The organism is uncultured Marivita sp. (genome assembly GCF_947488135.1).
Classification (GTDB): Bacteria; Pseudomonadota; Alphaproteobacteria; order Rhodobacterales; family Rhodobacteraceae; genus Marivita.
The window spans coordinates 250934-270729 of sequence record NZ_CANKYW010000004.1; the positions used below are offsets into that span (position 1 = coordinate 250934).

Here is a 19796-nt window from a genome sequence, read left to right on the forward strand (position 1 = left end):
CAGTGTGTTAGCCAGAAGGGCGCTTGAGTGCCAAAGCACGGCTGCCACTAAATTGGTCAAGTGGATTGCGGCCTACATCCTGTCTCTGATATACAGTTGCTCAACAAAATATAGAAATACAGACAGCAGGCTATCCACGTGAGCGACACGCCAGAAACTCCTGATAACACAGAAGATATGCCGCCTGAACGCCCCAAATACACCGGGCCGCAGGTGTCGATCACCGAGGAGATGAAGACCTCGTATCTCGATTACGCCATGAGCGTGATCGTGAGCCGGGCGATTCCCGATCTTCGCGATGGCCTGAAACCGGTGCACCGGCGCATCCTGTACGCGATGCATGAATCCAACAACGGGCACGACAAACCCTATCGCAAATCCGCCCGCCCGGTGGGCGACGTGATGGGTAAGTATCACCCGCATGGCGACAGCGCGATCTACGACGCGCTGGTGCGGATGGCGCAGGATTTCTCCATGTCGCTGCCGCTGCTGGACGGTCAGGGCAATTTCGGCTCGATGGACGGCGATAACGCGGCGGCCATGCGTTATACCGAAGTGCGGATGGACAAGCCCGCCGCCTATCTGCTGGCCGATATCGACAAGGAAACCGTCGATTTTCAGGACAACTATGACGGTAAGGATCGCGAACCGACGGTCCTGCCCGCGCGGTTCCCGAACATGCTCGTCAATGGTGCGGGCGGGATTGCCGTCGGCATGGCGACGAACATCCCGCCGCACAATCTCGGTGAAGTGGTAGATGCCACGCTCGCCCTGATCGAAGAGCCGGATCTGAGTTCCGAGCAGTTGATCGAATACGTCCCCGGCCCCGATTTTCCCACGGGCGGGATCATGTTGGGCCGGTCCGGCGCGCGCAAAGCGTATCTTGAGGGGCGCGGCAGCGTCATCATCCGCGCCAAGACGCGGGTCGAGGAGATCCGCAAGGACCGCTGGGCAATCGTCATCGACGAGATCCCCTATCAGGTAAACAAGGCGACGATGATCGAACGTATCGCCGAAGCCGCGCGCGAAAAGCGGATCGAGGGCATCGCCCATGTGCAGGACGAATCCGACCGCAATGGCGTGCGCGTGGTGGTGGAGCTCAAGCGCGATGCGACGGCAGAGGTGGTGCTGAACCAACTCTTCCGCTTCACGCCGATGCAGACCTCGTTTGGCTGCAACATGCTGGCGCTGAACGGTGGTCGGCCCGAGCAGTTGACCCTGCGCAAGTTCCTGACCGCCTTCATCGACTTCCGCGAGGACGTGGTCGCGCGCCGCACGGCGCACCTGTTGCGCAAGGCCCGCGAACGCAGCCATATCCTGTGCGGTCTGGCCGTGGCGGTTACGAATATCGACGAGATCGTTGCGACGATCCGGTCGTCGGCGGATGCGGGCGAAGCGCGGGAACGGCTGATGACCCGGCGCTGGCCCGCCGCCGAAATCCTGCCCTATATCAAGCTGATCGACGATCCGACCCACACCGCAAACGAGGACGGCACCTATAACCTCTCCGAGGCACAGGCGCGCGCCATTCTGGAACTGCGGCTGCAACGCCTGACCCAGATCGGGGTCAAGGAAGTCACCGACGAATTGGAAGAGCTGGCCGGCAAAATCCGGGAATACCTGGAGATTCTTGGCAGTCGCGACCGGATCATGGGGATCATCTCTGATGAACTGCGCGAGGTGCGCGAACTGTTCGCGGTGCCGCGCCGGACCGAGATCGTCGACTGGTCGGGCGACATGGAAGACGAGGACCTGATCGAGCGCGAGGACATGGTCGTGACGGTCACGCAGTCCGGCTATATCAAGCGCACGCCGCTCGCCGATTTCCGCGCGCAAAAACGCGGTGGCAAGGGCCTGTCGGGCATGTCGACCAAAGATGACGACGTCGTCACCACGCTTTTCGTGGCGAACACCCATACGCAGCTTCTGTTCTTCACGACCGAAGGCATGGTCTACAAGCTCAAGACCTGGCGCTTGCCGCAAGGGGGACGCACCTCCAAGGGCAAGGCCATCGTCAACATCCTGCCGATCCCGACGGGTGTGTCCATCGCCGCGATCATGCCGGTGGACCGGGACGAAAGCGATTGGGACGATCTCCAGATCGTATTCGCCACCACGGCGGGGGACGTGCGCCGCAATGCGCTTTCGGATTTCACCAACGTGATGCGCAACGGCAAGATCGCGATGGACCTGCCCGAGGGTGTCGAACTAGTCAACGCGCGGATCGCGTCGGAAGAAGATGACGTGATGCTCGTGACCGACTCTGGCCGTGCGATCCGCTTCCCGACCACGGCCGTGCGGGTCTTCAAGGGGCGCAAGTCCACCGGTGTCAGGGGCATTCGCCTAAATAACGGAGATCGCGTGGTCAGCATGGCCGTGATCCGCCATTTCGAGGCCGATCCAGCGGAACGGGCCGCCTATCTCAAGATGCGCCGCGCGGTGGCGGGTCTGGCCGATGATGCCGAGATCGAGGATGACGAGGACGCGACCGCACCCGGTTCGATCACGCAGGAACGCTATGCCGAAATGTCGGCGGCAGAGAACCTGATCCTGACGATCACCGCCAAGGGTGCGGGCAAGCTGTCGTCCAGTCACGACTACCCGGTGCGCGGACGTGGTGGCCAAGGCGTGCAGGCCATCGACAAGGCCATGCGCGGCGGCGCTATCGTGGCGTCCTTCCCTGTCGAGATGGATGACCAGATCATGCTTGCGACATCGAAGGGGCAGTCCATTCGGGTTCCGGTGGACGGGATCTCGTTCCGGTCGCGCAGCGCGGGCGGAGTCAAGGTGTTCAACACCGGCGCGGACGAAGAGGTGGTCTCGGTCGCCTGGATCGCGGATCAGGGCGACGAAGACGCCGGGGCCGAGGAATAGACCACTTTGCGTGAGGTGACTTCGTTAGGTCACTGATCGGATGAAATATTTGAACGGCGCCGGGCATCCTCGGCGCCGTTTCTCGTGAGGGCTGGGTATCGCATTTCATGCCCCGCGAACCCGCCCTGACACGGGGCGGGAATTTCCAGTAGCCGCGGTTTCACACCTAATTCACGGGAAAAACGGACGTGGTTCGGATATCCCAAGGGCGCGCTCACCGAGCGTCGAGCGCATTAAGTGACGAGTAGAAACAAGTAAAAGGCAGCATGTTTGGCTCGGCCTTGTATTCTTCCAGGTCGGACCCGTCGGAGCCTCCCTCTGACGCATGCTGCCGGTAAATTTCTAATGTTGGTAACGTTTTAGGTAGTCCTTTTAACATCGCGCCGGGGCTGTTCCCCATTCAGCCTCGGTGCAGCTTTTCAGAACAGTGGCCCGATCCCCGGCGCGAAGGTGGTCGGGCCGATTTCCGGAGTTTTTATGTCCGATTTCCTCGACCTCATGCGCGCCTATCCCGATCTTCTGCAAGCGAGCGGTGTGCTTGGGTCCGTCATCTATGTCGGCGGCTTCGCTCTGGTTCAGTCGGGCCGCACCTGTGGCAACGGATCGGCCTACTCGGCCAGCAAGATCGTCGCGGCCATCCTGGTGCTTGTCAGCCTCGTCGGAGCGTTCAACTTGGGGGCCTTTCTGATCCAGATCGGGTTTATCGGTTTCGGCCTTTGGGGGTTGCTCCGCCAGTCCGCGAGCAAGGCGCGGGTCATCTCCGTCACTCCGCCAGCCGACTATGCTCCGAGCGCACTTGATGTTCGAGGTGACTCGCCAGAGACTTCCGGTTGGGAAAGTCATCGACGCGTACCGGCGGGTGATACACCAGTTCCACCTTACCCTGCCGCCGCTGTGCCAGCACCTTGATGAGGTGGTCGGCAAACCCCATGTCGCCCCACCAGCCGTAAAAGCGCGGATCTACGCCTTCGGGCGGATGATAAATCACGGTCACGGGCTGGATATGCATGTCGTGCATCAGCTTGTCCGAAAAGAACGGCGCAAAGAGTGTCGGCTTGAACGGAAGCACCCGCATTGTGTCGGTCGACGTGCCTTCGGGAAAGAACAACAGGCGGTGCCCGTGCTGGAGCCGTTCCTCGAACGTCGCGATCTGGTTTCTGACGTCGCGCGGATCGCGCTGGATGAACACCGTGCCCGTCGCGCGCGCCAGCCAGCCGATCCCGGGCCAGGACGCGACCTCGGATTTTGAAACGAAATAGACGTTCTTGCGGGCGTTCAGCGCGAAGATGTCGATCCAGGACCCGTGATTGGCCACCACTGCGCCCGGCACTTTCATGCGGGGCCCGCGCACGAGAACGGCAATCCCCATGATGACCAGCGCCGCGCGACAGACCGATTGGGTGATGTACGGCGTGACCGGACGATCGGTGCCGAAGATCGGCCGTTCAAATAGTCGTAGGAGCAGCAGTACGCCAAGCCCCCCGAACACGACGATCCCCAACACGGTGCCCCGTGCCGCGACCCGGACCCATCCCATCGGTGAGACAGGTGCCGAAACCGAAGGCTCGTCGCTGTCCCAGGTAGGGCTCATGCGGCCCGCCGGTCGGGGAACTGCAAGAGGGAAGGATCGAGGTCTGATGCTTTGAGGATCACGCAGACATCGACACTGTTGAAGGCGTGATCGACATAGACGCCCTGCCCGATGAATCCGCCCAGCTTGAGGTAGGATTTGATCAGCGCCGGCGTGTCACGCATGGCGCGCTTGCGGTCGATCCGGTCGGCGGGCAGAAGCGCGATATCCCGCTTCATTCGGGATGTGACGCGCAGGTCTGGCGGCGCGAGGAACCGGCGATGCAGGTCGGAAATCGGATGTTGCAAGGCTGCGGCGTCGGTCCCGCGAAAGCTGGCCGTGCCAAAGAGAAGCTCGATACCGCGATCCGACACGTACTCCGCCACCCCGCGCCACAACGCCATGAGAGCCGCACCGCCACGATAATCCGGGTGCAGACAACTGCGGCCCAATTCCAGAAGGCGCAGGCCGCTGGTTTCAAGCGGCGTCAGGTCGAATTCCGACGCCGAATAAAATTCGCCCGCCCGATCCGCTTGGGTCTGCGTCATAAGCCGGTAGACCCCGACTATCTGATCCGTCGCGCCGGAGGTCAGACGCGTGTCGCGGAGCAGCAGATGGTCGGCATGCGCATCGAAGGCATCCGTTTCGAGCCGGTTTTCGTGGTCGACCCCGTCACCGTCGCTGCCAAATTCCGTGACGAACACATCGTAGCGCAACCGCTGCGCCGCGCGGATCTCGGCCTCCGACCGGGCCAGGGACACCTGAAAGGGGGTCGCGCTTTGAAGCATTGGGGCCACCACGCTGGTTCGGCGTTACCTTACTGCGCGTCCCGGTGACGCGCAACGGCGTCGGGGTGATCGAAAAAACGGGGATACCGTTCAGAATTAAGACTTTATCAACCGTTGGTTGCGATGTTTACTCGTCAAAGACAGGGATAAGTCCGATGCGAGACCCATCGATCACCACCTTGCCGACTTCGCGGAAATTCACGGTGATCCGGTCGCCGATATTCGATTGGACCTGGCCGATGCCCCAATCCGGTTCATCCGGATGGCGCACCAGCGATCCGGGTTCCAATAGGCCGTTGAGGTCGGACATGAGCGGGCTCCTGGTTGTATGATGGAGGATATAGTGCATCGGGACGGGGCTTCACTGGCAGCATTGATCGGATCGCGCATCTGCCACGATCTCATCAACCCTATTGGTGCAATTTCCAATGGATTGGAACTGGTTGGTATGGGGGGTGCCTCCCCGGACGGGCCGGAAATGTCGTTGATCCAGCAAAGCTGTGACAATGCCACGGCGCGCATCCGGTTTTTCCGGATTGCCTTCGGCAGTGCCGACGATGCCCGCCCGATCCCGGTTCGCGAAGCGCAGAAAACCCTGGCCGATCATTTCGAGGGAACCCGCTATCGCACCGAGTGGTCGATCGAAACGGATGTCGGTCGTAACGTGGTGCAGCTTGCCTATCTGGCGGTGCTTTGCCTTGAAATGGCCTTGCCACAGGGCGGGGTTCTGATGGTCGACATGCAGGATGGTGCGCTCGTGGTTGAAGGGCGGTCCGACACGGTGCGCGCAGATCAGCCGCTTTGGGACATGCTTGTGTCCGGCATCGTGCCAATTCCCGATCTCCGACCCGCTGATGTCCAGTTCGCGCTTTTGGCCCGGCTGTGTCAGGACCATGACATCCGGCCGCAACAGATCGTCGACGAGGGTCTTGTGCGGCTGCGGCTTACCCTACCCGCCAATGACGGATGATCGCGCCTTAAGCGTGTTCACCGCAGCGCGCACCTGGTCCGAGATCGGACCGGGGCGCGGCGGGTCGAGCAGCGTCGTCATGAGCGCCTCGGTCGGTTGTGCCTTTCGCGCCCATGTCAGATCGCGCAGGATCCCCGATGCGGTGTCTGGCAGGCGGTCGGGGATCTCCTGACCCGCCAGAGTCGCCCAGATGCAGGACCACGCGCGCCCGACGCTCCAAGGGTTATACCCACCGCCGCCCGAGACGATCAGGCGTGGGGACAGCGGCCGCAAGGCGCGCACTGCTGCGACATGACAGCGGTTCGACAATGTGAGACGTGAGAGCGGATCCTCGGTCACTGCATCCGCGCCGCATTGCAGGTAAATCGCGTCCGGAGCCTGGCGCGGCACCGGGATGTTGATGGCCGCCCCCCCGGCATCATCGTCCAGGGCACCGGTGAACGGCCATCGACGGTCCTCGTGGACCGAAATCATCTGCACCGCGTCCGAGCCATGAAAGGCAACCGCGACCCCATCGCAATGATGCGCGTCGATATCGACATAGGCGATGCGCGTCAGTCCCATCGAGAGCAGCCTGCGGATCGTTAATACCGGTTCGTTAATGTAACAGAACCCATTGGCGCGGTCCGGCAGGCCGTGATGGGTGCCACCCCCCGGATTAAAGGCGACGCCACCGTTCCTCACATGCTCGGCCGCCAGAAGCCCGCCCCCCGCCGCCGTGGCTGGACGCCGGTAGACCTCGGGAAAGACGGGGTTCGAGAGCGTGCCCAGCTCGAAGGCGGGATCGGCGGCCTGCGTCGCCTCGGCCCGTTGGAGCGCGTCGATATAGGCGGTGGTGTGGAACCCGGTGAGCGCCGCAGGTTTGGCGCAAGGGCTGGTGCGATACCGGGTGTCGGGCAACCATCCCAGGCTGCGGCACAGATCCGTCACCGTCGGCACACGCGGGATCGACAGCGGGTGATGCGGGCCGTAGCTCGATCCGCGATAGATGCGGGCGCCGATGAAAATGGGGTCGGTCATTGCATCCGATCTAGAGCGTGGCCGGTCTCGCGCCAGATGTACGTATCACCCGGCCTCGGCCTTTTCCGACAGCTCCAGCCACAGGTCTTCGGCCTCGGCCAGCGCCGCTTGCCGGGCCACGAGCGCTTCGGAGGCCTTCTTGAATTTCACCGGTTCGCGGGCGAAGAGATCCGGATCCGCCATCAACTGCTCCAGTTTGGCAATCTCGGCGGTCAGCCGGTCGATCTCGCCGGGCAGTTCCTCGAGCTTGTGCTTCTCGGTAAAGCTCAGGCCCGATTTTTGTTTCGACGCAGGGGTCGCCTGCGTCGTTTGCGTTTGTTTCGGCGCGGGTTTGGCCGGGTCCGACTTGGGGTCGGCATCGCCATTTTGGGCACGATAATCGCTCCAACCGCCGGCATAGACCGTGGCGCGGCCCCTGCCCTCCATCGCGACGGTCGTGGTCGCAACCCGGTCGAGGAAATCGCGGTCGTGGCTGATCAGGAGGACTGTCCCGTCGTATTCGCCCAACAGATCCTGCAAGAGGTCCAGCGTTTCGACATCAAGATCGTTTGTCGGCTCGTCCAGCACCAAAAGGTTCGATTCGCGCGCCATGATCCGCGCCAGCAGCAAACGCGCCTTTTCCCCGCCCGAAAGCGAGCGCACCGGCGCGCGGGCCTGTGCTTCGTCGAACAGGAATTCCTTGAGATAGCCCACCACGTGTTTCGGCGCGCCGCGCACCATGATCTGATCGGCCTTGCCGGACACGCGCATTTCGGGATCGCCGGTGAGGTTTTCCCAAAGGCTCAGATCGCCGTTCAACTGCGCGCGGGTCTGATCAAACACCGCAGGCACAAGGTTGGTGCCCAGTTTCACCGTGCCGCTGTCGGGTTCAATGTCGCCCATCAGCATGCGGATGAGGGTCGTCTTGCCCACCCCGTTCGGCCCCACAAAAGCCACCCGGTCGCCGCGCTGCACGGTCAACGAGAAATCCCGCACGATGGTCGTGTCGCCGAAGGATTTGCTCAGCTTCGTCGCCTCGATCACCTTGCGCCCGGATTTCGGACCCGAGGCAAGCTCCATCGCCGCGGTATCCTGCCGCTTGATCATGTTGCTGCGCTCGCCGCGCAGGTCCTGAAGCGCGCGCACCCGGCCCATGTTGCGCTTGCGCCGGGCGCTGATGCCCTCGACGGCCCATCGCGCTTCGGCCTTGATCTTGCGGTCCAATTTGTGCCGCTGGAGGTCTTCCTCTTCCCAGGTCTTGTCGCGCCAGGCTTCGAACGCGTCGAACCCCTTTTCCTGGCGTCGCACCTGACCCCGGTCGATCCAGAGCGTCGCGCGGGTGAGTTCGGACAAAAAGCGGCGGTCGTGGCTGATCAGCACGAAGGCCTTGCGAGTGCGCTTCAACTCGTCCTCGAGCCAGCCGATGGCTTCGATATCGAGATGGTTGGTCGGCTCGTCGAGAAGCATCAGCTCCGGGTCCTGTGCCATCAGTCGCGCCAGGGCGGCCCGGCGACGTTCGCCACCGGAGGCGGTTTCCACGGGGCGCGCGGGGTCGAACTTCAGCCCCTCGCCAGCCCGTTCGACCTTGTAAAGCTCGGACGGGTCGAGCCCGTGCATCGCGTAATCGCCCAGCGTGGTGAACTGACCGAGATCGGGGTCCTGCTCCATATAGCCGACGCTGACGCCGGGCGGCACGACGCGATCGCCGGTGTCCGGTTCGACAAGGCCTGCCATCACCTTCATCAGGGTGGATTTCCCCGACCCGTTGCGCCCCACAAGCGCGACGCGATCACCGGGTTGGACCACGAGGCTGAGGTCGTGAAACACCGGATCGCCGCCGAAGGTCAGCGAGATGTCATTGAGTTGAAGAAGCGGGATCACGGCCATGGCCTCGCGCTACGGTGCGGCGCGCGGGACGTCAAGAGGGGCTGTGCCCTATGCGCCCGCGGCCCGGGCCAGCGCGCGCAGACGGGTTTTGCGGGGTGCCGGAATGGCGTCGATGTCGAGGGCGGTAAAGACGTGGAGCGTGTCGAGTTGCGGATCACGAATGGCATGGTCGCTGATCCAGCCGCCAAGACCGAGATAGCTGCGCAGGAGGTGCGGAAGCTGGCATGGGTTGTCTTGGCCATCCGGCAGATCGACCGCATCCCGAGACAGGCGACGGGGCCGCAGATCGCGGGGACCAATGTGATGTGCGCGCAGATAGGCCAATGCGGCGCCATGCTTTTCCGGGTCCGCACCAGCTAAAGAGCTGCATCCGAACATCATCCGCACGCCGTTTTGATCCACCATCACACTTAGTGCTGCCCACGCCAGACGCAGTGCCATCACGTCAGTTTGACCGTCGGATTGGCACACCCGGCCAAGCTCGAGGAACGGTCCGGATTGTGCAGAAAGCGTGTCCAGATCGTAGAATTGTCCGGTGTAGCTTCGGTCCAGATCCGCAGCTTTCGGGATAAGCCGGACGCGAAACGCCACACGGGGCTGGCCAAGCGCGTCCTCGACCAAACCATGCAGGCTGTTCGCATCGAAGCGGTCGGTGTCGTCCGCGCCCTTGCGAAAGGCGTGTGCACGCAGACTAAGCGCCGCGTGCCGGATCTCGGAAGACGCGCTGATGGTCGCGCGGTACGCGCCAAGCCTCAAGGCCACGGGCGCCTGCGTCGCAGCGACACGGGGCGCCGCTGCTGCTCCGATCATCAGTTGAAGAAGTCAGCAGCATTGATGCCGCCGATATTGCCGAACAGTTTGCGGATAAAGCTGATATCGCCATCGCCCGAGCGGGTGATCCGGCGCGCGAGTGGCACGACCTGCCCGTCCTGCAAGCCGTAGCGTTCGACATTCTCGACCACGCCCGCACTGTCGAAGGTTATGGCGAGAACCTCGCGATCCACCACCTCGGGGCGCTGCCACGCGTAATGGCGCACGTCGCTTTCAATATAGTAGAAGCCGGAATCGTTCAGCGTGCCGGATGTGGAGGGCACTCCGATCAGGTCCTCCACCGTGCCGCGGGTGTCGACACCGGGGACGATCTGCTGCAATTCGTCTTCGGATGGAACATAGCCGTGCGTGCGGTAGCGCGCCGTGCATCCGGCAAGCGAAATGCACAAGAGCGTCACAAGCCCGATCCTGACTGTCGATCTGATGCCCTGCATGGCGCCTCTCTTGCGTTGGCGTTCGCTGCCTTTTATCCCGATTACACGGCCTTGGGCCTGCGTTCAAGCAAAGGGTGCACACAAGATATGCCACAAAAGGTTCTGAAACCCGGAGAATTTCGTGTGAGCGACCTGTCGACTCGGGGTCCGACTGTGTTCGATTTGCAGCCCGACGCGGATGCACGCTCCGCTATCGCCGACCAATTGGGGCTTTCGGCGCTCAGAAAGCTGCGCTTCGAAGGTCAGATCACGCCATCGGGCGCGCGAGGATGGACCCTCACCGGGGCGTTGGGCGCGACGGTCGTCCAGCCTTGTGTGGTCACGCTTGATCCGGTGACCACGCGGATCGACGAAGCGGTGGAGCGGGAATACCTGCCCGCCTCCTATTTCGAAGCGCCGGAACCCGGGTCCGAAATCGAAATGCCCGAGGATACCAGCACCGAACCGCTCGGGACGGTCATCTCCACCTTCGACGTGATGGTCGAATCGCTGCTGCTCGCTTTGCCGCAATATCCGCGCGTCTCGGATGCCGAACTGGGGGAAGCGGTGTTCACGGAGGATGGTGTGGCGCCGCTTAAGGATGAGGACACCAAGCCCTTTGCGGGGCTCGCGGGACTGCGCGATCAGCTTGATAAAAAGTCCTGACGCGCGACGCCAGAAAACGCTTGCGGATTTCACGATTGCCCCTATGTTCGCGCCTTCATCCGAGGTGGGGGTTGTCACCCGGCCCGGTTTCCCCGTATGAGGCCGGACACACCCGAAACGCGGCATGGCGAGCATGCCACAGGTTATAGATAATTGAGGTTGAGACATGGCTGTCCAACAGAACAAAGTATCCAAGTCGCGTCGCAACAATCGTCGCGCGCATGACGCTCTGGTCGCTGCGAACCCGAACGAATGTTCGAACTGCGGCGAACTCAAGCGTCCGCACCACGTGTGCCCGTCCTGCGGCCACTATGCCGATCGTGAAGTGATCGCACAGGCCGACGAAATCGATCTCGACGAAGACGCGGCATAAGTAACGATTGGGCGAAACCCTCCGCATGACCTCATCGCAGGATCATAAAAAGGTGGGAGTTGCGCCAATTGTGCTATCAATCGACGCCATGGGCGGCGATCTGGGGCCGGAGGCAGTTGTCTCCGGCATGTCTCGTTCTGCCAAGGCGAATCCTGACATCCGGTTTCTGGTCCACGGGCCGGAAGCGAAACTGGCAAAGCTGATCGAGCGGAAAAAACCGCTCGCCGGGCGCTGCGAGATCCGGGATGCTTCGGGCGTCGTGTCGATGCAGGACAAACCAAGCCAGATCATGCGACATGGTCAGGGCACGTCCATGTGGTCGGCCATCGAAGCCGTGCGCGACAAGCAGGCGACGGTCGCCGTGTCTTGCGGCAACACCGGCGCGCTCATGGCGCTGTCGATGATCCGTTTGCGCAAGCTGCCGGGGGTAAACCGCCCGGCCATCGCGATTCTCTGGCCCTCGCGCAATCCCCAAGGCTTCAATGTCATGCTGGATGTTGGCGCGGATGTGCGCGCTGACGCGCGGGACCTTGTGCAATACGCCTTGATGGGAGTGTCCTACGCCCGCAACGGGCTTGAGCTCGACCGCCCGCGCGTCGGGTTGCTCAACGTTGGCACCGAGGAACACAAGGGCCGGTCCGAGCTGAAAGAGGCGCATGAGTTGATCGGACAGATGGCGGACCGGGCGCAGTTCGATTTCGTTGGCTTTGTTGAAGGCGGCGATATTCCCGGCAAGGCCTGCGACGTGATCGTGACCGACGGGTTTACCGGCAATGTCGCGTTGAAGACGGGCGAAGGCACCGCGTCACTGATCGGGGATCGGCTGAAGGAGGCATTCGCCTACTCCATCCTGTCCCGTGTCGCCTCTTTGCTGGCGGTGACATCGTTGCGGCGTCTGCAACGGAAAATCGACCCGCGCCGCGTCAATGGCGGTGTGTTTCTCGGCTTGAACGGCACGGTTGTGAAATCGCACGGCTCTGCCGACGAAACCGGTGTCGCGGCGGCAATTCAGCTCGCGGTCCAATTGGCGCAGTCCGGCTTTTCCGAACGCCTTGCGGCACGCCTGGCGTCCATCACCGACATCCAGTCGGACACCACATTCCCTGAAAGCAATTCCGAGGAGAGCCCGAAATGACCACACGTGCGGTTGTCGTCGGTTTGGGCCACTACCTGCCCGAACGCGTCGTTCCGAATTCGGAATTCGAAGCCTCTCTCGATACGTCCGACGAATGGATCCGCGCACGGTCCGGGATCGAGCGACGTCATTTCGCGGCCGAAGGGCAAACCACCTCGGATTTGGCCACGGAGGCGGCGAAAGCGGCCCTTGCCAATGCGGGACTGAAACCGGACGATCTTGACGCGATTGTTCTTGCCACATCGACCGCCGACCTGACCTTTCCGTCGGCCGCGACGATGGTGCAATCGGCATTGGGAATGACGCGTGGCTTTGCATTCGACGTGCAAGCCGTCTGCGCGGGGTTCATCTACGCGCTGTCGACGGCCAACGCGATGATGGTGGCCGGTCAGGCAAAGCGGATCATGGTGATCGGGGCCGAAACCTTCAGCCGCATCATGGACTGGACCGATCGGTCGACCTGTGTGCTGTTCGGTGATGGCGCAGGGGCGGTGATCCTCGAAGCGCAGGACGGTGTTGGAGACAAGACCGACCGGGGTATCCTCTCCATCGATCTCAATTCGGACGGTCAGCACCGCGATATTCTTTATGTCGATGGCGGCGTCAGCACGCAGACCACCGGCTTTCTGCGGATGCAGGGCAAGGAAGTGTTCCGCCACGCCGTCGAAAAGCTGGCCCAGACCGCGACGGATGCGATGGCGCAGGCCGGAATCGCCAGTGACGAGGTTGACTGGATCGTGCCGCATCAAGCGAACATCCGAATTATCCAGGGCACGGCCAAGAAACTCGGGCTGTCGATGGACAATGTCGTCGTCACTGTTCAGGATCACGGCAACACCTCGGCAGCATCGATTCCCCTGGCGCTTTCGGTCGGCGCAGAGCGCGGTCAGATCAAGCGCGGGGATGTCGTTGTCACCGAGGCGATTGGCGGCGGATTGGCCTGGGGCGCGGTTGTGCTGCGCTGGTAGGCGATTTCTTTCTAAAATCCCCTGCGCAAGCCATTGATATTGACTCGGAAAATCGCAAGCCCCATGCTGACGCGAACCTGGGAGGTTTGTGTAATGGGACAAAAGACTTTGACGCGTATGGACCTGAGCGAAGCCGTGTTTCGCGAGGTCGGGCTGTCTCGGAACGAAAGTGCCGATCTGGTCGAGGCCGTTCTGAACCATATGTCGGACGCGCTCGTCGAAGGTGAGCAGGTCAAGATATCGTCGTTCGGGACATTCTCCATTCGTGACAAGGCGGCCCGTGTCGGGCGCAATCCGAAAACCGGCGAGGAGGTCCCGATCAACCCGCGCCGCGTTCTGACCTTCCGGCCATCGCATTTGATGAAAGACCGCGTCGCCGCCGGCAACAAGGACTGATCGATGAGCAAGTCCGCCGACGCCTTCCGCACCATCAGCGAAGTGGCTGAATGGCTGGACACCCCGGCCCATGTGTTGCGGTTCTGGGAAAGCAAATTCACACAGGTGAAACCGGTCAAACGGGCCGGTGGTCGGCGCTATTACCGCCCTGCCGATATGCGGCTTCTGGGCGGCATCAAGAAGCTGCTCCATGAAGATGGCATGACCATCAAGGGTGCGCAGAAAGTGTTGCGCGAACAGGGGACTAAACACGTTTCCTCACTTTGCACCTTAAGTCTGGGTGACGAAGAGGAGGATGTGGCCTTCGTCGACATGCAGACTGATGTGGCGTCCGAGCCGGTTGATACCGTCGTGCCCTTCTCCAAGCCCGAGGAAGAGCCGGAACCCGCCGCGGTCGCGGAGGAAACTGAGCCCGATCTCTTGACCGAGGCACCCGCCGCAGAAGCCGAACCGGTGGTCGAAGTTGAGAAGCCGGTCGAGACCGCCTCGCAAGGCGCGCCGGAGCCCCTTGACCCTGCTGAGCCGGATATCGCCGAGGCGGCACCAGCACCGATCGAACCAGCGCCGATCGAAGACGTTTCGTCTGATGGCGACGACGCGCCTGCGCTGGTCGCGGGTGACACCACAACCGAAGAACCCGAAATGGCGGAATCCCAGACCACACCCGAAGAAGCCGAGACCCTTCCCGGCTTCCTCCAGCACTCCATGGCCGAGCGCAGCGCCGAGAGCCATGCCGATGCCGATTCTGAGGCACCAACCGACTCGCCTGCCCAAGAGCCAGAACCGGAAGAGCCGGTTCCGGGAACGCTCACCCACCTGTCGCGGATCACCAGGCTGTCGCCCGAACTGGCGCAGCAGATCGCCCCGGTTCTTGACCGTCTGCGGGAAGTGGCGCGCTGATCGGCACCGGGTTTTCCATTCCGAAATTCGGGCTTGCGGCCTGATCCAAAACCGTTATGACAGGCGGCAGTCGGGCTATGGCGCAGCCTGGTAGCGCGTCCGTCTGGGGGACGGAAGGTCGCAGGTTCGAGTCCTGCTAGCCCGACCAATCATCTCATAGCTATCAAAACCGCCCCCGCCGGAAACGGCGGGCAAAAACGCCTCGCCTGTGGCGCAAGTGCTTGCTATGCAAGGCGGACCGCAGATTTTGGGGGCTTGGTATGACGGGCGTTTTGGCCAATCAGCAGATTTCGGACCTGATGGATCGGGGCGTCATCGCATCGGACACGCCCTTCGTCGAAGGACAGGTGCAACCGGCGAGCCTCGATCTGCGTCTTGGCACTGTGGCCTACCGCGTCCGTGCGTCCTTTCTTTCGGGCAAAGGGCGACGGGTCGAAGACCGTCTGGCGGATTTCGAAATGCACCGGATCTCGCTCGACGGGGGGGCGGTTCTGGAAAAGGGCTGCGTCTACCTCGTTCCGCTGATGGAACGGCTCGACCTGCCCGCAGGCATCAGCGCGGTCGCCAACGCCAAAAGCTCTACCGGGCGGTTGGATTTGCTGACCCGCACGATCACCGATGAAGGCACCGAGTTCGACCGCATCGCGGCGGGCTATACCGGGCCGCTCTACGCCGAAATATGTCCCCGCTCTTTTTCCGTCCTGGTGCGTCCGGGGATGCGGCTGAACCAGATCCGGTTCCGCAACGGGCAATCTGTCCTGTCTGACGACACCTTGCGCGCGTTGCACGAAGAACAGACGCTTGTCACCGGTGGTCCCGCCGTCATTAGTGATGGTCTGGGATTCTCGGTCGATCTGAAGCCCGAGAGCGGCGACCTCGTGGGTTATCGTGCCAAGCCGCACACGGGGGTGATCGACCTCGACAAGCTGGGGCATTACGCGCCGTCCGAGTTCTGGGAAGAACTGCATACGAGCAACGGCCAGATCATCCTTGATCCTGATGCGTTCTACATCCTCGTGAGCCGCGAGGCGGTACATATCCCGCCCGATTACGCGGCTGAAATGGCGCCGTTCCTTGCGATGGTCGGGGAATTCCGCGTGCATTACGCGGGTTTCTTCGATCCCGGTTTCGGCCATGACGCCGCCGGAGGTACCGGATCACGCGGTGTGCTTGAGGTGCGCTGTCACGAAGCGCCCTTTGTTCTGGAGCATGGGCAGATCGTCGGACGATTGGTCTATGAACAAATGGACCAATCCCCGAGCCAGCTTTATGGCGCGGGGATTGCATCAAATTATCAGGGACAGGGTTTGAAACTGTCCAAACACTTCAAGGCTGACTAACGCTTCTTGTCGTCCGGGGCTTTCGCCTTGGGTTTCTTGAGGTTCGATGCCGCGTTCATCCCGGCATTGATGCCGGAGTTCACGACACGGCGCATCACGGTGCGCATGACCATATTGATAATCGAGTTGAGGTTCATTTTGTCCTCCATTCACTGCGTTCTAGTTTGCCTCGACACAATATTTAGTCAGGAAATGCGTCGATAGTTTGGCATGTGTCCTGAACTTTGCGTGACCTCGGTCAGTCTTCGAACAGCTCGGACTGGCCCTCTTCTGTCTCTTCCTCGGCGTCGACATCGCCCTCGCCCATTTGCGGCAAGGTTCCCGGCGGCGGGCGGTTTTCCAAAAGACCGGCAGCGCGCAATTCCTTGAGGCCGGGAAGGTCACGCGCGGATTCGAGGCCGAAATGGTCGAGAAAATCCTGTGTCACCACAAAGGTGACGGGACGGCCCGGCGTCATGCGGCGGCGGCCGAAGCGGATCCACTCCATTTCCAGTAGTTGATCGACGGTGCCCCGGCTGACCGAGACGCCCCGGATTTCTTCGATCTCGGCGCGGGTGACGGGCTGGTGGTAGGCAATGATCGCGAGCGTTTCGATGGCGGCCCGGCTGAGTTTGCGGGTCTCGACGGTTTCCTTTTGCATGAGGAAGCCAAGATCCGGCGCGGTACGAATGGCCCAGGCATCGCCCACCTTGACGACGTTCACGCCCCTGCCCTCGTAGCGTTTGCGCAGATGCACCAGTGCTTCGGCAGCATCCGCGCCATGTAGCATGCGGTCATTGAGTTCGCGCACCGTGACCGGTTCGGCGGTGGCAAAGAGGATCGCCTCGACCATCCGCTCCTGTTCGCCCATCGGCGGGGCTTCGAAGAGGCTTTGTTCGACTTCCGTGTCGGTCTGGGTCACTTCACTCACCGCCCATCCCTCCGGCGCAGTTCAATCGGGGCAAAGGTGTCGGACTGGCGCAGCTCGACCTTGCCTTCCTTGGCAAGCTCCAGCGACGCCGCAAACGTCGATGCGGTGGCCGAGCGCCATTTGACCGGATCGGTGTCCCAGCCATCCGGCATGTAGGATGAGATGTCCGTCCATGTTCCAGCAAACCCGATCAGTCCGCGCATCCGTTCCAGCGCCTGTTCCATCGTGAATACCGCGTCGCGGTCCATCACGAAGGGGCGGAATTCGTCGCGGGTGCGGATGCGGGCGTAGCCCTGCATCAGGTCCAGCAGCGTCGCGGTGTATTCGACCTTGCGGACCCGTTCGACCTGCTGCGTCACGCCGCGGGCAAAGAAGTCGCGGCCCAACTGGTCGCGGGCCATCAGGCGGGCGGCAACATCGCGCATGGCTTGCAGGCGTTCCAGCTGGAAGGCGAGATGCGCGGCAAGGTCTTCACCCGAGGGGCCTTCTTCGGTCGGATCCGGGGGCAGCAACAGGCGGGATTTGAGAAAGGCCAGCCAGGCGGCCATGACAAGATAATCCGCGGCCAGTTCGATGCGCAGCGCCTTGGCTTGCTCGACAAAGGCAAGGTATTGCTTGGCCAGTTGCAGCACCGACACCTTGCGCAGATCGACCTTTTGAGTCCGGCTGAGCGACAGGAGAAGATCCAACGGCCCTTCGAAGCCGTCGACATCGACGATCAGCGCCTCGGCGGCCAGCCGGTCGGCGACCGTCGTGTCAAATCCGTCGTTCGTGGCCTCGCTCATGCACCGCGCCCTTGCTCCAATTCCGCCAGCTTGGCGGTGAGGGCCGCAATGTCAACATCCTGCGGTGTGGTACGGGTCGCCAGCGCGGCTTCGGCGCGGGCCTGACTGCGTGCAGGCATGGTTCCGATCCTTTCCATCAGCGCGATGCGCTCGGCCAGATCACCGTTGCAATGCAGGATCACGTCGCACCCCGCCTGCATCGACGCGGCACCGCGTTCAGGCACCGTGCCCGACAGGGCCTGCATCCCGATGTCGTCCGTCATCAAAACGCCGGTGAAGCCGATCTCGTCGCGGATGCGCTGGATCATGCCGGGCGACGTGGTGGCGGGACCGGTTTCACCCAAGGCGCTGTAGACCAGATGCGCGGTCATCCCCATTGCCACATCGGCGAAAGGGCGGAAGGCGGCGAAGTCGATATTGGTCAGGGTGTCCTCGGTGGCGTCGATGCGCGGCAGATCGAGATGGCTGTCCATCTGCGCAAGCCCGTGGCCGGGAATGTGCTTGATCACCGGAAACACGCCACCTTGCATGTGGCCTTCGACCACGGCGCGGCCAATTTTTACCACTTGGTCAAAATCCGTGCCGTAGCAGCGATTGCGCAGGAAGGCATGGGTTTCGGGACGGGCCACATCCAGCATCGGCGCGCAATTGGCGTCGATCCCAAGCGCCATCAGCTCATGCGCGATGATCCGGTAACGCAGGCGCATGCCCTCTTCCGCGTTGGGGCCCAGCAGTTGCACATGATCGAGCGGCGGCAGCCAGTCGGTCGCCAAGGGCGCGCGCAGGCGTTGCACGCGCCCGCCCTCTTGGTCGATGAAGACCGGCGCGTTCCAGCCCACCGTATCGCGCAGGTCCAAGGTCAGGGCGCGGATCTGGTCGGGCGTTTCGAGATTGCGGTCGAAGAGGATGAAGCCGAAGGGGTTAGCCTCAACAAAGAACGCGCGCTCGTCCGCAGACAGGCGCGCGCCGTCACAGCCGAATATGGCCGCTCCGAAGGGTTTTTGGCTCACCGGCTGACCACGGGGATGCAGTCTGCGCCCTCGGCCACGATGGCGGCGCAGAACCGGCGCGAGTCGCTCAGGTCCTCGAACCCATAGGCGCGCAGGCGGTAGAACACGCGGCCGCCAGAGGTTGCCTCTTCGATCACCCGGTCCTTGTGGTCGAGATACTCCCCGAAGCGCGCGGTCAACTGGCCCCATTGCTCGCGGGCGATTTCGGGGCTGTCATAGGCGCCGAATTGGACCAGTCGCGTGCCTGCCGGGATATCGGATGGATCGCGTTCCTCGGTGCCCGCGGACATCGGTGCGGCAGGCGCCGAGAGCGAAGCCAGTTGCAACCCGTCGGGTCGCTCTGCCGGACGCAGGGACCGGGCGACGCCGGGTATCGAGGCCGGGATGGCACTGGTGGCAGAAGCAAGCTCTTCCTCGGCCTGCTGCTCATCGAAAACGCCGGTGTCTGGCGCCGGTTCAATTTCGCTGAAGGGTTTGGCATTGGCCGCGATTTGATCGGCGAGCGCCTTGATCGGGTCGTCGGCATTGGCGATATCGGTCAGCGCGAGATTTGGCGCGGGTGTCTCGGCGTCCTGACGCAGGGACGCCAGGGCCAGTTCCTCGCGCGGGTTCAGGTCTGGCATGGCCGGCGTTTCCGCGACCACCATGTCTTCGTCGGTGATGTCGAGCGGACGCGGTGCCAGAACGATCTGATCGGGCGGCGGGGCCGAGGTGCCGGTGCCTGCAACGCTGTTGACGGCCAGCCCTTCGTGGCGGGCGATCTGACCACCGGGATTGTCGGGGGCCACGCGCATCGGTCCTTCGATCGCCTGCACCACCGGAACGCCCGAAACGTCCCGCATGATGAGCCGATAGCCCCACACCGATACGCCCACGATCAACGCCAGTGACATTGCCGCACCCAGCCAATTGGCTGCCGTGGCCAAATTGCCAGACGTTCCTTCCCCGCGTGCGGGGCCCGTCATATGCATGTCTGCCATG

General features: G+C 62.5%; 21 protein-coding genes and 1 tRNA gene. 10 read left to right on the top strand and 12 right to left on the bottom strand.

Translation table 11 applies throughout. The features are described from left to right. The first annotated feature begins 177 nt into the window (after window positions 1-177). Window positions 178-2874 (top strand): DNA gyrase subunit A, encoded by a 2697-nt coding sequence (gene gyrA, locus Q1B16_RS13790; RefSeq protein WP_299789911.1) that lies wholly within the window; start codon window positions 178-180, stop codon window positions 2872-2874. A gap of 763 nt (window positions 2875-3637) precedes the next feature. On the opposite strand, the gene Q1B16_RS13795 is transcribed toward gyrA, so the two are convergent. The 3 genes from Q1B16_RS13795 to Q1B16_RS13805 form a co-directional block, all read right to left on the bottom strand. After that, window positions 3638-4465: a lysophospholipid acyltransferase family protein gene (locus Q1B16_RS13795; protein WP_299789677.1), complete on the bottom strand. Its 828-nt coding sequence runs from the start codon at window positions 4463-4465 to the stop codon at window positions 3638-3640. Next, window positions 4462-5232, bottom strand: coding sequence for a GNAT family N-acyltransferase (locus Q1B16_RS13800; protein WP_299789680.1), 771 nt, complete (start codon window positions 5230-5232; stop codon window positions 4462-4464). Before Q1B16_RS13800 ends, Q1B16_RS13795 begins: the two co-directional genes overlap by 4 nt. Before the next feature lie 127 nt (window positions 5233-5359). Beyond that, entirely contained in the window at window positions 5360-5542 is a 183-nt protein-coding gene (locus tag Q1B16_RS13805) for a DUF3553 domain-containing protein (RefSeq protein ID WP_299789683.1), read from the bottom strand. Window positions 5543-5560: 18 nt separating this feature from the next. Here Q1B16_RS13805 and Q1B16_RS13810 point away from each other — a divergent pair, with 18 nt between their 5' ends. Then, complete coding sequence (locus tag Q1B16_RS13810; protein ID WP_299789686.1) at window positions 5561-6202, top strand: histidine phosphotransferase family protein; 642 nt, start codon at window positions 5561-5563, stop codon at window positions 6200-6202. Here Q1B16_RS13810 and Q1B16_RS13815 read toward each other — a convergent pair. The 4 genes from Q1B16_RS13815 to bamE are packed head-to-tail and all read right to left on the bottom strand — an operon-like array spanning window position 6182 to window position 10353. Beyond that, window positions 6182-7222 carry an acetoin utilization protein AcuC gene (locus Q1B16_RS13815; protein WP_299789689.1) on the bottom strand — a complete coding sequence of 347 codons (1041 nt, stop codon included), beginning with the start codon at window positions 7220-7222 and terminating at the stop codon, window positions 6182-6184. The two genes, Q1B16_RS13810 and Q1B16_RS13815, sit on opposite strands and share 21 nt — an antisense overlap. A gap of 45 nt (window positions 7223-7267) precedes the next feature. Then, the gene (locus Q1B16_RS13820) at window positions 7268-9088 is read right to left on the bottom strand and encodes an ATP-binding cassette domain-containing protein (protein ID WP_299789692.1); all 1821 of its coding nucleotides are present in this window, start codon (window positions 9086-9088) and stop codon (window positions 7268-7270) included. A gap of 48 nt (window positions 9089-9136) precedes the next feature. Next, entirely contained in the window at window positions 9137-9898 is a 762-nt protein-coding gene (locus tag Q1B16_RS13825; RefSeq protein WP_299789695.1) for a GNAT family N-acyltransferase, read from the bottom strand. Beyond that, complete coding sequence (gene bamE / locus Q1B16_RS13830; RefSeq protein ID WP_299789699.1) at window positions 9898-10353, bottom strand: outer membrane protein assembly factor BamE; 456 nt, start codon at window positions 10351-10353, stop codon at window positions 9898-9900. Before bamE ends, Q1B16_RS13825 begins: the two co-directional genes overlap by 1 nt. A gap of 123 nt (window positions 10354-10476) precedes the next feature. Between bamE and Q1B16_RS13835 the strand changes: the two genes are divergently transcribed. From Q1B16_RS13835 to Q1B16_RS13870, 8 genes are all read left to right on the top strand, one after another. After that, on the top strand, window positions 10477-10998 hold the full coding sequence (locus Q1B16_RS13835; protein WP_366140155.1) for a DUF177 domain-containing protein: 522 nt from the start codon (window positions 10477-10479) through the stop codon (window positions 10996-10998). 166 nt (window positions 10999-11164) lie between these two features. Then, window positions 11165-11371, top strand: coding sequence for a 50S ribosomal protein L32 (gene rpmF, locus Q1B16_RS13840; RefSeq protein WP_085630687.1), 207 nt, complete (start codon window positions 11165-11167; stop codon window positions 11369-11371). A 25-nt stretch (window positions 11372-11396) separates the two neighbouring features. Then, window positions 11397-12506 (top strand): phosphate acyltransferase PlsX, encoded by a 1110-nt coding sequence (plsX, locus tag Q1B16_RS13845; protein WP_299789704.1) that lies wholly within the window; start codon window positions 11397-11399, stop codon window positions 12504-12506. Then, window positions 12503-13474, top strand: coding sequence for a beta-ketoacyl-ACP synthase III (locus Q1B16_RS13850; RefSeq protein ID WP_299789706.1), 972 nt, complete (start codon window positions 12503-12505; stop codon window positions 13472-13474). The genes plsX and Q1B16_RS13850 overlap by 4 nt, the downstream gene beginning before the upstream one ends. Window positions 13475-13567: 93 nt before the next feature. Next, window positions 13568-13870, top strand: coding sequence for an integration host factor subunit alpha (gene ihfA, locus Q1B16_RS13855; RefSeq protein WP_299789708.1), 303 nt, complete (start codon window positions 13568-13570; stop codon window positions 13868-13870). Window positions 13871-13873: 3 nt separating this feature from the next. Then, entirely contained in the window at window positions 13874-14770 is an 897-nt protein-coding gene (locus Q1B16_RS13860) for a MerR family transcriptional regulator (RefSeq protein WP_299789709.1), read from the top strand. Between the two features lie 71 nt (window positions 14771-14841). Next, a tRNA-Pro gene (locus tag Q1B16_RS13865) sits at window positions 14842-14918 on the top strand. Window positions 14919-15030: 112 nt separating this feature from the next. Beyond that, entirely contained in the window at window positions 15031-16110 is a 1080-nt protein-coding gene (locus Q1B16_RS13870) for a 2'-deoxycytidine 5'-triphosphate deaminase (protein ID WP_299789711.1), read from the top strand. On the opposite strand, the gene Q1B16_RS13875 is transcribed toward Q1B16_RS13870, so the two are convergent. The 5 genes from Q1B16_RS13875 to Q1B16_RS13895 form a co-directional block, all read right to left on the bottom strand. Continuing rightward, window positions 16107-16247 (bottom strand): hypothetical protein, encoded by a 141-nt coding sequence (locus tag Q1B16_RS13875; protein ID WP_299789713.1) that lies wholly within the window; start codon window positions 16245-16247, stop codon window positions 16107-16109. The two genes, Q1B16_RS13870 and Q1B16_RS13875, sit on opposite strands and share 4 nt — an antisense overlap. Window positions 16248-16348: 101 nt before the next feature. Continuing rightward, on the bottom strand, window positions 16349-16960 hold the full coding sequence (gene scpB, locus Q1B16_RS13880; RefSeq protein WP_299789913.1) for an SMC-Scp complex subunit ScpB: 612 nt from the start codon (window positions 16958-16960) through the stop codon (window positions 16349-16351). 56 nt (window positions 16961-17016) lie between these two features. After that, complete coding sequence (locus Q1B16_RS13885) at window positions 17017-17805, bottom strand: ScpA family protein (protein WP_299789715.1); 789 nt, start codon at window positions 17803-17805, stop codon at window positions 17017-17019. Then, entirely contained in the window at window positions 17802-18815 is a 1014-nt protein-coding gene (locus tag Q1B16_RS13890) for a glycoside hydrolase family 3 N-terminal domain-containing protein (protein ID WP_299789717.1), read from the bottom strand. Before Q1B16_RS13890 ends, Q1B16_RS13885 begins: the two co-directional genes overlap by 4 nt. Next, on the bottom strand, window positions 18812-19795 hold the full coding sequence (locus Q1B16_RS13895) for an SPOR domain-containing protein (protein WP_299789720.1): 984 nt from the start codon (window positions 19793-19795) through the stop codon (window positions 18812-18814). Before Q1B16_RS13895 ends, Q1B16_RS13890 begins: the two co-directional genes overlap by 4 nt. Window position 19796: the final 1 nt, after the last annotated feature.

Coding starts and splice junctions, on each gene's coding strand:
- gyrA (WP_299789911.1), top strand. CDS start 178: ATGCCGCCTGAACGCCCCAAATACACCGGGCCGCAGGTGTCGATCACC.
- Q1B16_RS13795 (WP_299789677.1), bottom strand. CDS start 4,465: ATGAGCCCTACCTGGGACAGCGACGAGCCTTCGGTTTCGGCACCTGTC.
- Q1B16_RS13800 (WP_299789680.1), bottom strand. CDS start 5,232: ATGCTTCAAAGCGCGACCCCCTTTCAGGTGTCCCTGGCCCGGTCGGAG.
- Q1B16_RS13805 (WP_299789683.1), bottom strand. CDS start 5,542: ATGTCCGACCTCAACGGCCTATTGGAACCCGGATCGCTGGTGCGCCAT.
- Q1B16_RS13810 (WP_299789686.1), top strand. CDS start 5,561: ATGATGGAGGATATAGTGCATCGGGACGGGGCTTCACTGGCAGCATTG.
- Q1B16_RS13815 (WP_299789689.1), bottom strand. CDS start 7,222: ATGACCGACCCCATTTTCATCGGCGCCCGCATCTATCGCGGATCGAGC.
- Q1B16_RS13820 (WP_299789692.1), bottom strand. CDS start 9,088: ATGGCCGTGATCCCGCTTCTTCAACTCAATGACATCTCGCTGACCTTC.
- Q1B16_RS13825 (WP_299789695.1), bottom strand. CDS start 9,898: ATGATCGGAGCAGCAGCGGCGCCCCGTGTCGCTGCGACGCAGGCGCCC.
- bamE (WP_299789699.1), bottom strand. CDS start 10,353: ATGCAGGGCATCAGATCGACAGTCAGGATCGGGCTTGTGACGCTCTTG.
- rpmF (WP_085630687.1), top strand. CDS start 11,165: ATGGCTGTCCAACAGAACAAAGTATCCAAGTCGCGTCGCAACAATCGT.
- plsX (WP_299789704.1), top strand. CDS start 11,397: ATGACCTCATCGCAGGATCATAAAAAGGTGGGAGTTGCGCCAATTGTG.
- Q1B16_RS13850 (WP_299789706.1), top strand. CDS start 12,503: ATGACCACACGTGCGGTTGTCGTCGGTTTGGGCCACTACCTGCCCGAA.
- ihfA (WP_299789708.1), top strand. CDS start 13,568: ATGGGACAAAAGACTTTGACGCGTATGGACCTGAGCGAAGCCGTGTTT.
- Q1B16_RS13860 (WP_299789709.1), top strand. CDS start 13,874: ATGAGCAAGTCCGCCGACGCCTTCCGCACCATCAGCGAAGTGGCTGAA.
- Q1B16_RS13870 (WP_299789711.1), top strand. CDS start 15,031: ATGACGGGCGTTTTGGCCAATCAGCAGATTTCGGACCTGATGGATCGG.
- Q1B16_RS13875 (WP_299789713.1), bottom strand. CDS start 16,247: ATGAACCTCAACTCGATTATCAATATGGTCATGCGCACCGTGATGCGC.
- scpB (WP_299789913.1), bottom strand. CDS start 16,960: ATGGGCGAACAGGAGCGGATGGTCGAGGCGATCCTCTTTGCCACCGCC.
- Q1B16_RS13885 (WP_299789715.1), bottom strand. CDS start 17,805: ATGAGCGAGGCCACGAACGACGGATTTGACACGACGGTCGCCGACCGG.
- Q1B16_RS13895 (WP_299789720.1), bottom strand. CDS start 19,795: ATGGCAGACATGCATATGACGGGCCCCGCACGCGGGGAAGGAACGTCT.